Below are 12,194 nucleotides of genomic sequence, written 5' to 3' on the forward strand. Positions count from 1 at the left end.
CGTACGCGCTGTCCCATCCTAATCATCTACGCGGCAGGCAGTCCAGCGGTCCTCTGATGCCCCAATGGCATTGAGCCCTTGTTTGACCACGTAAACGCGCTTTTGCCTACTTTTACCGCTCGGGTAAAAGTAGGTCGCCGGCTACGCCGGCGAAACAGCGGCGCCTGCCAAGAACGATCGCCCGTCCCGAAGCAGTAGCCCCCGCCGGCTACGCCGGCGAACAGCGAAGAATGCCCTATGCAAATCCGCGAACAACATCCCGTGCCAATCCAGCCACCTTGCCCCATACTCCCCCAGATACGTGGCAAAGGAGCAATGACTGCATGACCGAGTCCGATTCCACCACCGCTGCACCCGCCATCGGCCTTGGCAGCGCGGCACGCGACCTCTATCGCGCGCTCTGGCGCCACGCTGAAGGCGTCCGTCCCCACATGCTTGGCGCCGCAGGCCTGCTGTCTGCGGCGCAACTCCTGCGGCTGACCATGCCGTGGCTGGCCGCGCAGGCCATCAATGCACTACAGCAGGACCATCTGGATCTCGCTGGCCGCTGGATTCTCTATCTGATCGGCATCTACCTGTTGTCATGGCTGCTCCATGGCCCGGGACGCGTGCTGGAGCGCAATGTTGGCGTTCGCGTGCGCGAGCGGCTGGCCGACCAGCTCTATGCGCGCATCGCCGCGGCGCCGCTGGCGTGGCGCGACGGCCGGCATTCGGGCGAGCTGCAGCACCGTGTCGTGCAGTCCAGCCGGGCGCTGTCGGACTTCGCGCAGAACCAGTTCGGCTATCTGCAGAGCGCCTTCAACTTCGTCGGCCCGATTGTCGCGCTTGCCTTGCTGTCGAGCACGAGTGGCTTGATCGCGGTGACCGGCTACGTAGTCATCGCCATCATCATCCTGCGCTTCGACCGTGCGCTGATGCAACTGGCACGCGCCGAGAACGATGCGGAGCGCCGCTATGCCGCCGCACTGCTCGACTTCATCGGCAATGCAGGCACGGTGATCGGCCTGCGTTTGCAGACGGCGTCGCGCAAGCTGCTGGGCCGGCGCATGGATGCCGTGATGGCACCGCTGCGTCGCGCGGTCATGGTCAACGAAGGCAAGTGGTTCGCCGTGGATCTGCTCGGCATGGGGCTTACGTGGATTCTGGTGGTGGTGTATGTGCTGCAGTCCCGCCAGCCCGGGCAGGCCGTGCTGCTTGGCACGGTCTTCATGATCTACCAGTATGCGCAGCAGGCTGCGTCGGTGGTCGGTGCGATGGCGTCGAATTTCCAGAGCTTCGCGCGCATGCATACGGACTACAGCAGTGCCGAGCCGATCTGGGCCGCGCCCGGGGATCCGGACGCGGGCGTACCCGTGGTCGTGCCGAATGCGCCGTGGCAGAGCCTGACACTGCGCGGTGTCACGTGGCGCTATCCGGATGACGCGCGTGGCGGATTGCATGGCATCGATCTGCTGCTGAGACGCGGGGCGCGCGTCGCGCTCATCGGTCCGAGCGGCGGTGGCAAAAGCACGCTGCTGCGTGCGCTCGCTGGTCTCTATCATCCACAGCAGGGCGAACTCCAGCGTGACGGCGCGGCGAAGGACTGGACCGAATTGCGCACGCTGTCCACATTGATTCCGCAGGAGGCCGAGGTTTTCGAGGCCAGCGTGGAGGAAAACCTCACTTTCGGTGAGCCGGCGGATACCGAGGCGCTGCATGCCGCTGTACAGACAGGTGTGTTCGACGAGGTGCTGCAGCGCCTGCCGGCGGGCCTGGCCAGCGCCATCAGCGAGCGCGGCGGCAATCTTTCCGGCGGCCAGCGGCAGCGGCTTGCGCTGGCCCGCGGTGCACTGGCGGCACGGGGAAGCTCGCTGCTGCTGCTCGATGAACCAACCAGCGCGCTCGACCCGCAGGCCGAGGGCCGCGTGTTCGATCGCATGTTTGCGGCGTTCCCGTCGGCGTGCATCGTCGCTTCGGTGCACCGGCCGAGCCTGCTCCCCCGGTTCGACACCGTCGTGGTGGTGGAGGCAGGCCGCGTGGTCGACGCCGGTCCGCGCGAGGAGGTACTCGCCAGGCGGAACCATTGATCGCGATGCGAACGCCGTCTATTGTCGGCCGGCATTGTCGACACCATCGCCAGAAAATCGCGTTGCGTGTGCGGATTCGCGCATCGTCGACTCGGCTGGGTGATGACAACCTTGCCGGCGAAGGCGCATAGTTTCCCGAATTCTTGGTATTCCAGTTCCCGGATGGTCGCCGACGGACTAGTATGGGACTAGTATTAAGGAAGCGAAAGTCCACTACGCAGTAAGCAAAATGATAAGAGACGTTCGACTCCGTGCAGCCACAGATGACGATAAGGCAGGCATTGCGCAGGTGCTGGAAGCTTGTGGCCTGACGCTTGCCGAGGCAAACGAAGTCTGCCGGCTCTACCATGTGGCAGAGTTCGAGAAACGGATCGTCGGCTGTGCCTATGGCGAACAGTACGGCCGTACGTTCGCCATCCATACCGTTGCGGTGTTATCGGAATTCCGGGGACGCTGGCTGGCCACCTATATCGTCAGCGCGCTCCTGATGCGAGCCCGCGCCGGCGGCTGCCGGAATGCGACGGTGCTGACGAACGAACATCCGGGCTTCTTCGCCCGGCATGGCTTTACGCTGACCCCGATCGACAGCCTGGTGCGCGAGACGCAATTGTCGTTGAGCCTGCTGCGCAGCTTTGGCGCGCGAACGCATTTCATGGCGCGCCAGTTGAACTGAGCGCGCGTTCTCGGGGTTATGGATGCTGGACCACCGCGGCATCTGCTCGCCGCGCCGGAACAGTTTCCTTCAGGCACAGCGTGACGAGCAGTCCCAGCGCTAGCGCACCCATGCCCAGATGCAGGATGTACTGGATGCCGTAATGCTTGGCGACGTAGCCGGCAATGACGGGCGCGAGACCGCCGCCAAACACTTCACCGATGCCGACTACCAGCCCGGACGCCGTCGACATCAGCCGCGCCGGTACCGATTCCGCGCTAAGTGGGCCGACTGTCAGCGTAATCATGCTGAACACGAACAACAGCGTCAGCATCAGCCACTGGAACAGGCGCACGGGATCCGCGCCGGTCTGCATGAGCTGGAACAGCGAGACGCCCGCGGCCAGCACCGACAGCACCATCACCGGCTTGCGGCCGATCCGGTCCGACAGCGCCGGCATGACCAGCGTGCCCAGCATGCCGCCGAAGCCGATAGCGGACAGGACATAGCCCATCTGTTCCATGCCGAGGTGCAGGTAGTCGGTCAGGTAGTTCGGGAACAGCGCGCTCAGCACGACCAGGCAGGTCAGCCAGCACAGCATGCCGACGATATTCAGCGGGATGTTGCGATAGCGGAAGACGTCGCTCCACTTATGGCCGGCGGTGTCGTGCACGGTCGTGTGCGCATCGGCCTCGGCGGCGCGCGTGTTGCGCAATACCCGGTACAGCAGCACGGCGATCACCAGGCCCGGGATCGACACGATCGCGAAGATCCAGTGCCATGCCACCACCTTCAGCAACTGCGTGACGAGGATCGGCGCGATGCCGAGCCCGAACAACGGCAGCGCCATCTGCTGCAGGCCCACGTTCATGCCGTGGCGGCTCGGCTTCGAGGCGTCCATCGTCGCCACGATGCTGGCTGGCGTGTAGGCGCCTTCGGCCAGCCCCATCAGCGCGCGGATGGCGACCAGCGAGCCCACGCCGGTTGCCAGACCCGACAGTCCTGCAAGCAGCGAGAACACGACGATGGCCGGGATCAGGACCTTGCGATGCCCGAGCCGGTCGGACAGGTTGCCCATGAACATCGCCGAGAAGCCCCAGGCAATGGCGAGCGCGCCGGTGATATGGCCCAGGTCCTGATAGTCGAGGTGCAGGTCCTGCATCATCACCGGGAACAGCGGCATGATCATGAAGCGGTCGATGCCCACCAGGCCGAAGCCCAGCGAGAGCAGCAGGACGGCCTTCCATTCGTAGGTACGGTCCCAGCCGGACGCAGCGCGGGAAGAGGGGGATTGGTGGTGTTGCATGGCGTGTCTCCTGAGAATCGCCTGAACGGCGCCGGGGTGCCCGGACGACGCGCGAGCGCGTCCGATGCCACGGAAGCCGCTGGCCCCCGGCGCAGATTGCAAAGACAAGGAAGGGATGAGGACGCCTGCGGCGTCAGAACATGTGCTGCAGGCCGATGCGGCCGATGACCTGCGTGGTGCTGCTGGCAGGGCCGGCGCCGTTGATCCAGGCATTGTGGCCGCCGGCAACGTCGCCACCCGTCCACTGCCCGACAGCCTCGAGGTACGCCGTGGTCCGCTTCGAGAACGCGTACTGCAGTACGCCGGTCACTTGCTGCGCGCGGTTGTGGTCGAGCGTGGCGTTGCCTTTCATGTACTGGTAGTTGGCGCCGAGCCGCCATGCCGGACCGAACGCGTACATGCCACCGATCTGCGCTACCTGGACGGTGGCACCTGTCAGCGTATTGCGCGTGTAGGTGTAGAGCACGCTGGCGAACAGTTCGCCGAACTGCTGCCCGATGCCTGCGCCTGCATTTCGGATGCCGTCGCGCCCGTTGTTGAGTTGCGCGTACTTGGTCTCGTTGTAGGCCGCGCCAAACGCGAAGCCGCCGCGCAGGTAGTTCACGCCGAAGCCAACGGTGTTGCCGGTGGAGGCGGAACCTGGCGCCTCGCCAAAGCCGTACAGCGCACCGACGCGCAGGCCGCCGAAGCTCTCGCTGGTCAGCTTGACGGAGTTCGACACGCGCGACGTGCCGCCGGTCTGGTCGAAGTCGAACGCGCCGGTGGGATTGTTGGGAATGCCGAGCGCCGCAAACGGCCCGTGGCGCATGTTGTAGAGGCCGCCGTAGGAGAAGGTGCCGTCGATGCGCGCGGGCGGGAAGAACAGGAAGTCGGCCATCAGGTTGTACTGCTGGCCAAAGGTCAGCTTGCCAAGGCCGTCCTTCGACAACCCCACGAAGGCCTGCCGGTTGAAGTCCGCTGACGGTCCGGGAATGCCCTTGCCGTCGTTGACCGAGAACTGCGAGGCAAGCTCGAAGACTGCCTTGTAGCCGGCACCGAGGTCCTCCGTGCCGCGCAGACCCCAGATGCTGGGCGTCCAGATCGAATCGTCGGCCTTGATGTTGTGGTGGCCCGATTCATTGGACACGTAACTGATGCCGACATCGAGCATGCCGAACAGCGTGACGTTGCTCTGGGCATGGACGCTTAGGGGCAGGGCCGTTGCCAGGGCGAGTGGAATGAGCGCGTGGCGCATGTAGTCTCCGGGATATTGTCGTTCTGTTTGCGGATGTCGTCCGCTTATGCGGCCTTGCGCTGTGCCGCTTCCGGCGACAGCGAAAGCTCCTGCTCCAGCTTCGCGAGCAGCGCCGGAAGTTGCGCGGGATCGCTGACGCCGCCGTAGACGTAGTAGTCCGGCCGCACCACGATTACGCTGGCACCGTGTTCGGCAAAGAAGCGTGCGTACCGGCCGCTCACATCGCGCAGCACGCGGCCGGCTTTGACCTTCGACGGATCGGTCGTTACGCCGATGGTGCTGGTCCCCAGACGCGTCAGCAGCGCCGCGGATTCCGCGTCGATGTACTGGCCGGGGTCGGCATCGAGTGCGATCACATGGAAGCCGTTGGCGATCCGGTCGTCGAAGCGCGCGATACCGGCGTCGTCCTCGACTTGCCCGTGCACGCTGAGCTGACCGGCTATGCCGGTCGTGCCAAGATCGGTGCAGATGACGCCGCCAGTCAGCCCCGGAAACGGCGGCAGTGGCGGCACCTGTCCGCTCAGGAACGCTTCGTCGCGGCGCGCGGCGGCTTCGCGGTCGGCGATGCAGACCACCTGGCCCATGGCGATGGAAGCATCGATCACCGCGCGCACCTGCGGCAAACGCTCGGCGGTGTAGGTCTCCAGCAGGTCTTCGGTCGCGATGCCGCGCAACAGCAGGTCCAGCCGCCATGCCAGGTTCCACGCATCGCGGATGCCCGAGCACATGCCCTGGCCCATGAACGGCGGCATCAGGTGCGCGGCATCACCGGCCAGCAGCACGCGGCCCTTGCGCCATTGCTGCGCAAGCAGCGAGCGGAACTTGTAGACCGCGTAGCGCACCAGCGTTGCGTTGTCCGGGTTCACCCACGGCGACAGCAGTTCCCACACCTTCTCCGGCTTTTGCAGGTCGTCGATGGTTTCGTGGGGCAGCCGCATGAATTCCCAACGGCGATATCCCGGGCCGCCGGGCACCATGGTGGTCGGGCGCGCGGGATTGCACCACTGGCCGATGTCGGGTACGTCGAGCTTGACGCCCGGATTCGGTTTGACGTCGATGACGAGCCAGTCTTCCTCGAAGCCCAGGTCGTCCTGCGCGATGCCCGCGCTCTTGCGCACGAAGCTGTTGGCGCCATCGGCACCGATTACGAAGCGCGCGCGCACGGTGCGCGTTGCACCGTCCGGCGTCCACTGGCCGTCCTGCATCGTGCCGTGCCGCAGTTGCACTTCGCAGTGGTCGGCATGCTGCACGAGCGCGGTGGCCTCCCAGCCCTGGTTGATCTCGACGGTCGGCAGGGAGCGCGCCTTGCCGTCGAGCAGTCCTTCGAGCATGGGCTGGTTGAACAGGTAGCCGACCGGCCCGTCGCTGATCGATTCGGCCGACCAGTCGATCTCGACCAGCGTCTTCCAGTCGGCGTTGAACCACTGATACTTGGCCGAAGGCTGCGAAATCGCCGCTACGTCCGCGCCCAGTCCCATGGCGTGAAACACGCGGCGGATCTCGTGGTCATGGAATACCGCGCGTGGCAGCGGGTAGAGCGATGGCCAGCGGTCGAACGCGGCCACGCGGTAGCCGCGCCTGGCGAGCAGGATGGAAAGGGATTGGCCTACGGGGCCGTAGCCGACGATGGCGACGTCGAGAATCTGGGTATCGGTCATGATGCGTTCCTTGCGGCGGGCGCGAGTGTCCCCCTGGCGGCCGGCGGGGCCGGCTGCCATCGGGTCTGCTCGTGCGGGATTAGGGGATTAGTGCGCCGACGTGTCCGGCGCTTCGGTGTTGCGGATGAAGTCGGACGGCACGTCCGGGCCCCACTGGTAGAGCGAGTCCTCGGGCGCGAAGTCGCCGGCGAGCCACGGCTGGCCGGGGGCGACGAAGTCGATGTCGGCCGAATATTCGTTGAACGAGCCCCACGGGTCCTGCACGTAGTGGAAGTAGTTCGAGCCGAGTACGTGACGCCCCGTGCCCCAGCCGCGCATGTAGCCAGCTGCGGCCATCTGGGCGGCGCCCTGGCCGACCATGTCGACGTCGCGCACATCCCAGGCGGCGTGGTGCCACCCGCGCGCGCTGCTCTTGGCGAAGGCCACAAGGTGGTGGTCGCTGCCGTGCGGCGCGTGCGTAAAGGCAATGATGTCGAGCGACTTGTCGGACAGGCACAAGCCAATGGCGCGCGCGTAGAAGTCGATGGCACGCAGCACGTCCGGCGTGAATAGCAGCACGTGCGACAGGCGGTCCGGATGCACGGTCTCTACCTGCGACCGTGTTACCGCGCCGCGGGCATTCGCGCCGGCACCCACCGTCACGTGCGGCGCCTTCGCACTGGGGCTGGTCTTGGGCCCGACCTTCACCTGCAACAGGTTGCCATCCGGGTCGTGGAACCAGATGCCGCCGCCGTCTGCGCCTTCCGGTGCGTGGGCAGGGACGGCACCGGCCGACTCGATCTGCCGCGCCAGCGTGTCGAAGTCGCGCTCGTAGCCATTGAAACTGAGGTAGGCGAGCGACTTGGCTGGCGCGGGCAGGATGCGCGCCCAGCGGTGCCCGTCAGTGGCGCGCAACTCCAGTTCGTTACCGTTGCGGACCTCGCGCACGTCGAGGCCGAACGCACGGTAGAAGCGGGCGGCATCGGCGAGCGACGGGACGTTGAGTGCGAAGTGGTCGATGGAATGTACGGCCGCACGCGGGCCTGCCACCTTGGTGTCGGGCATGGCTGTCTCCGGGGTTGCCGCCGGCTGGGGAGTTCGCCCCGCCGGCGGTCGGTTCTGAGGATTTACTTCACTTCGTCGACGATGGGATTCGACAGCGTGCCGATCTTCTCAACGATCACCTCGCACACATCGCCCTGCTTCATCAGCAGCTTCGGCTCGCGCGCCCAGCCGATGCCGGCCGGCGTGCCCGACACGATCACGTCGCCCGCTTCGAGCGTGATGGCTTGCGAGATGATCGCGATCAGGGTTTCGACGTCGAAGATCATGTCGTCGGTACTGGCGGACTGCACCACCTGGCCATTCAACTTGGTTTGCAGCAACAGGCCGCGCGCGCCGGGCGGCAGTTCGTCGGCGGTGACCAGATCGGGGCCGAACGCGCCGGTGCCGTCAAAGTTCTTGCCGACCGTCCATTGCGGTGCCTTGAACTGGTATTCGCGCACGGAGCCATCGTTGAACAGCGAGTAGCCCGCCACGTGTGACAGCGCGTCTTCCTTGCGGATATGGCGGCCGCCCTTGCCGAGCACCACAGCCACTTCGCCTTCGAAATCGAGCCCCGCGCAGTCGTCCACGGCCGGGCGCACCAGCGGCTGGCCGTGCGCCACCAGGCTGGTGTGCACGCGGAAGAACAGCGTCGGATAGTCGGGCTGGTCGTATGGGCTTTCCTTGGTGTGGTCGGCGTAGTTCAGGCCCACGCAGATGATCTTGGGCGGTCGCGACAGCGGCGGCAGCAGCGTCACGTCGCGCTCATCCAGCAGTTCGCCGCCGGCCTGTGCGGCGTAAGCGGCAAGGTCCACGCCGCGGGCGAGGAGCGATTCCAGCGACTCGTTGCCGAGCACGCGGATCTGCGCTCCTTCGCGCACACCGATCGCTTGCTGGCCCTGGAATTCAAAACTGACGAAACGCATGGAAGATCTCCTGATGTCATGTTGACGAACTTGTCATAACGAATTCTAGTCAAATTGACAAATTCATCAACATGAAATTTACCTAGGAGAAACCCGAGGTGCCCCGGCTGCTAAAATCCGGGTAGTTCCCGAAATGACGAACATGTCAGACAGCATCCAGACCGAGCCCGAATCCGAGGTACCCGCGGCGGCAACGGAAGACCACCGCACGCGCGTGGCCGCCATGCGCCGTGAAAAGACGCGTAACAAGCTGATCGAATCGGCGCTGGCAGTGTTTGCGGAGAAGGGACCGGACGGCGCGATGATCGACGACTTCATCGCCGCGGCCGGCGTCGCGCGGGGCACGTTCTACAACTATTTCCGCACCACGGGCGAGTTGCTGTCGGCGGTGGCGGGCGATGTCAGCGACGAGGTGCTCGCTGTGATCGACCCGGTCGTGCGCGAGTTCGACGATCCGGCCATGCGACTGGCCGTGGGGTGCCGGCTTTACATGCATACGGCCTGCCGCTATCCGCTGTGGGGGGCGTTCATCACGCGCGTGGGCACGCGGCGCGGCTCGCGCGGGCGGCTGCTTGACGCGTACATGACGCGCGACCTGGAAATCGGCATCGCGCAAGGGCGGTTCCGCATCCCGCACGTGGAGGTGGCGCGCGACCTGGCGCTGGGCGCGCTCGTTTATGGCATCGGGACCATGCTGCGTCCCGGGGCCCCGGCCGACTATCCCGAGCAAGTCATTCTGGCGGTGCTGCGGGCGCTCGGACTTGACGAAGCAGAGGCCACGCAACTCGCCTGCGCACCGCTGCCGCAGACACCGGCGCCGCAAGGTGTGATCTTCGAAAGGATCGCGGCGACTCCGCCGGTTGAGTGAGCAGGACCCACAGCAGGTACGCGATGCGCCTGCTTGTCAGGCATTTCCTACGTGCGATTCAGTCCGCCCTGACGCCTGTTGTTGTCCCATACCGAAGGCATCGGCGTCGCTGCGCATCTACCCTTGAAATCAAGAGGTGCCGGCAGTTGATGCGGCGCTGCCAAGGGAGTGACAGATGCGAAATACCGATAATTCGCTGCGCGCACTGGTAGAGAAATGGTTGTCGCCGAGCGAGGCCAATCCCGCTCGGGTCGCCTGCTTCAGGCATCTTGCGAACCGCAAGGGATGCCTGGTCCAGGTTGAATCGGTGCATCCCACGCGGCGCTTGTCCATTGCCTTCTTCCGCCACGGCGACGGCGCGTGGTACGTGTTCCCGCCCGTCGCCGCCTAAGCTCCGATCGAAGAAGCGACTCGCTGCGATCTTCTGGCCATCAGAAGATGTGGCGAATCCCCACCACGGCGCCGATCATCGAATTCTTGCCGTTGCCGAGCACAAGGCTGTTGCCTAGCGCGAGCGTGTTCGCGTACGTCGTCAGGCCGGAGTCCATCATGAGCCCCGCGTTCTTTGAGTAGGCCGTCGACAGGTAGAGTTCGGTCCGCTTCGACAGCGTGTAGCTGGCCAGCACGGTGACCTGCCACGGGTTGGGCAGGCTGGTATTGCCGAAGACGCTGCGCAGGTTGTCGTAGGTGTATTCGAGCGTGACGGAGAACGCGGGCAGGAACTGGTAATTCACGCCGACCCAGTAGTAGTCGTCACGCTGGATATCGCCACCCGCCGGACCCTTGCTCTGTCCCCAGCGGTAGCCGCCCATCACGCTGGCGGCCCCGGTGGAGTAACTGCCGCCGACCGCAAACTTGCGAAAGGTGCCACTGCTGGTGCCGATGGTGGGATTGACCTGGTCATACCCGGCGACCAGTCCCACCGCGCCGCCGTTATACGCCACCGCCGCGCCATAGGCACTGTCACGCCGCGCGCTGCCCGGCACCTCGCCATTGCCGCCCACCGCGAAGCCGGTGCCGACGACTTGCGGCAGCGCCATGCCCGTGCCGAACGAGTAGTGCGCGAGTGTGGTGACGGCGCCGAACTGCCCCGTGTACTTGACCATGTTGTCTTCGCGGAACGCCGCGCCCGACTGCAACGCGGCGGGCTCGTAGCCACCGTATCGCGTGGGCGAGAAATTCGCCAGCGCCTCGAACATCGACGTGTACTGCCGGCCGAAGGAGAACTGGCCGACCGTGGCACTGGTCAGGCCGACGAACGCCTGCCGCCCGAACAGGCGGCCGCTCTGCTGCGGTGTGCCGGTGTCGAGGTTGAAGCCATTCTCGAGCACGAACACCGAACTCCAGCCGCCGCCGAGGTCCTCCTTGCCCCGCAAGCCCCAGCGCGAACCCGCGCGATGGCCGGAGGTCAGCCGCACGACATCGTGCGCAGGGCCGGGATTGAAGCCGTTGGCCGCCGTCGGGACATTGCCGAGGTTGTTCACGTATTCAATGCCCATGTCGGCGACGCCGTACAGCGTCACGCTGGATTGCGCGAAGGCGGCGCTGGTCCAGCACAGCGACAGCGCAGCCAATGCGGTACTTGCGGTGGTCGTTCTCATCTTGTCTCCTCGTTTCTGGTTCTCTCATTGCGCGTTGCTTTGCCACGCGCGGATGGCGTCGTGGCAAGAATCAACAACGTGTGAATTCTTATGAGGTGGAGGAGAGGGAACAAGATAGGGAATGCGCAGCGTTGAGCGTACACATTCGTCACCGTGACGATTCGTCATCGGTGGCGGTGTAGCAGCGCGCGTTGGTTTTTGCTCGGCCGAACGGGCCTTCGAGCAGAGGCCGTGCGTGTTGCCGCAGCGCGAATGTGCTGCAGCGGCGGACAGTTGCGTTGACAGCTGTGCACGCTGAGTTGGGGGCATTTCCTGAGTGGTTTGTGGGTGGTGGATTTCTAGAATTGCAAAGAAATTGGTTCCTCGCATGGTTGCTGGGAGTGTCGTGCTTGGCGGGCGCCGCTGTTTCGCCGGCGTAGCCGGCGAGTCACTTTTGTCCGAGCGACAAAAGTAACCAAAAACGCGTTTTGGTTGCCCCAAAGGGGCGAATTTTTATCGTAGTGTGCTGAGGGTGTTGTACGGGTATGGGCTTCAGAGTCAGTTACGCTGCCTGCCGCGTGGGGCACCACCGTGAGTGGGAATACAGCGCTGATTGAACGAGCCCTGCAAGCGTCTGTGGCCCCTGCTGCCGGCGATATCGTGTGATCGCCTTCGGCTGCGCTACGCGCAGAGCTCAAGTCTGAGCACACAAGTCCAGGGCAAACCACGCCTCGGTGACGACGCCCGCGCATGGCATGCCGAAGTCGAGAAGGGACCTTGGACGAACCGGGGCGCCAGCGACGTTGATGAGCTCGCCCCCAGACGACGACGCGCGCGCAGCGCAGCCGAAGGCGTCCCACCGCAGAGGCTATTGAAACGCT

The 12,194-nt window shown here is 65.1% G+C and carries 10 protein-coding genes; 4 read left to right on the plus strand and 6 right to left on the minus strand.

Features of this window, described 5'->3' with window-relative positions; all coding sequences use genetic code 11:
• Nucleotides 1–323 precede the first annotated feature (323 nt).
• Together KHO41_RS08365 and KHO41_RS08370 are read left to right on the plus strand one after the other, a co-directional pair.
• Nucleotides 324–2,066 (plus strand): ATP-binding cassette domain-containing protein, encoded by a 1,743-nt coding sequence (locus KHO41_RS08365; protein WP_211952815.1) that lies wholly within the window; start codon nt 324–326, stop codon nt 2,064–2,066.
• 289 nt (nt 2,067–2,355) lie between these two features.
• Nucleotides 2,356–2,739: a GNAT family N-acetyltransferase gene (locus tag KHO41_RS08370; protein ID WP_244873752.1), complete on the plus strand. Its 384-nt coding sequence runs from the start codon at nt 2,356–2,358 to the stop codon at nt 2,737–2,739.
• 16 nt (nt 2,740–2,755) lie between these two features.
• On the opposite strand, the gene KHO41_RS08375 is transcribed toward KHO41_RS08370, so the two are convergent.
• The 5 genes from KHO41_RS08375 to KHO41_RS08395 all read right to left on the minus strand — a co-directional run bounded on the left by KHO41_RS08375 (nt 2,756) and on the right by KHO41_RS08395 (nt 8,865).
• Nucleotides 2,756–4,024 carry an MFS transporter gene (locus KHO41_RS08375; RefSeq protein ID WP_211952817.1) on the minus strand — a complete coding sequence of 423 codons (1,269 nt, stop codon included), beginning with the start codon at nt 4,022–4,024 and terminating at the stop codon, nt 2,756–2,758.
• A gap of 133 nt (nt 4,025–4,157) precedes the next feature.
• Nucleotides 4,158–5,258 (minus strand): porin, encoded by a 1,101-nt coding sequence (locus KHO41_RS08380; protein WP_211952818.1) that lies wholly within the window; start codon nt 5,256–5,258, stop codon nt 4,158–4,160.
• Between the two features lie 44 nt (nt 5,259–5,302).
• Complete coding sequence (gene mhpA / locus KHO41_RS08385; RefSeq protein ID WP_211952819.1) at nt 5,303–6,916, minus strand: bifunctional 3-(3-hydroxy-phenyl)propionate/3-hydroxycinnamic acid hydroxylase MhpA; 1,614 nt, start codon at nt 6,914–6,916, stop codon at nt 5,303–5,305.
• 87 nt (nt 6,917–7,003) lie between these two features.
• Nucleotides 7,004–7,960, minus strand: coding sequence for a VOC family protein (locus KHO41_RS08390; protein WP_211952820.1), 957 nt, complete (start codon nt 7,958–7,960; stop codon nt 7,004–7,006).
• 62 nt (nt 7,961–8,022) lie between these two features.
• Nucleotides 8,023–8,865, minus strand: coding sequence for a fumarylacetoacetate hydrolase family protein (locus tag KHO41_RS08395; RefSeq protein WP_211952821.1), 843 nt, complete (start codon nt 8,863–8,865; stop codon nt 8,023–8,025).
• Nucleotides 8,866–9,007: 142 nt separating this feature from the next.
• On the opposite strand from KHO41_RS08395, the gene KHO41_RS08400 reads away from it, so the two are divergent.
• Together KHO41_RS08400 and KHO41_RS08405 are read left to right on the plus strand one after the other, a co-directional pair.
• A complete protein-coding gene (locus tag KHO41_RS08400) occupies nt 9,008–9,733 on the plus strand; it encodes a TetR/AcrR family transcriptional regulator (RefSeq protein ID WP_211952822.1) in 726 nt (241 codons plus the stop codon).
• A 175-nt stretch (nt 9,734–9,908) separates the two neighbouring features.
• Nucleotides 9,909–10,124: a hypothetical protein gene (locus tag KHO41_RS08405; RefSeq protein ID WP_211952823.1), complete on the plus strand. Its 216-nt coding sequence runs from the start codon at nt 9,909–9,911 to the stop codon at nt 10,122–10,124.
• A 40-nt stretch (nt 10,125–10,164) separates the two neighbouring features.
• Here the strand turns inward: KHO41_RS08405 and KHO41_RS08410 are convergent, their stop codons facing one another.
• On the minus strand, nt 10,165–11,334 hold the full coding sequence (locus tag KHO41_RS08410; protein ID WP_211952824.1) for a porin: 1,170 nt from the start codon (nt 11,332–11,334) through the stop codon (nt 10,165–10,167).
• Nucleotides 11,335–12,194: the final 860 nt, after the last annotated feature.

The sequence above is a fragment of the Cupriavidus numazuensis genome, from assembly GCF_905397435.1.
Lineage (GTDB): Bacteria > Pseudomonadota > Gammaproteobacteria > Burkholderiales > Burkholderiaceae > Cupriavidus > Cupriavidus numazuensis.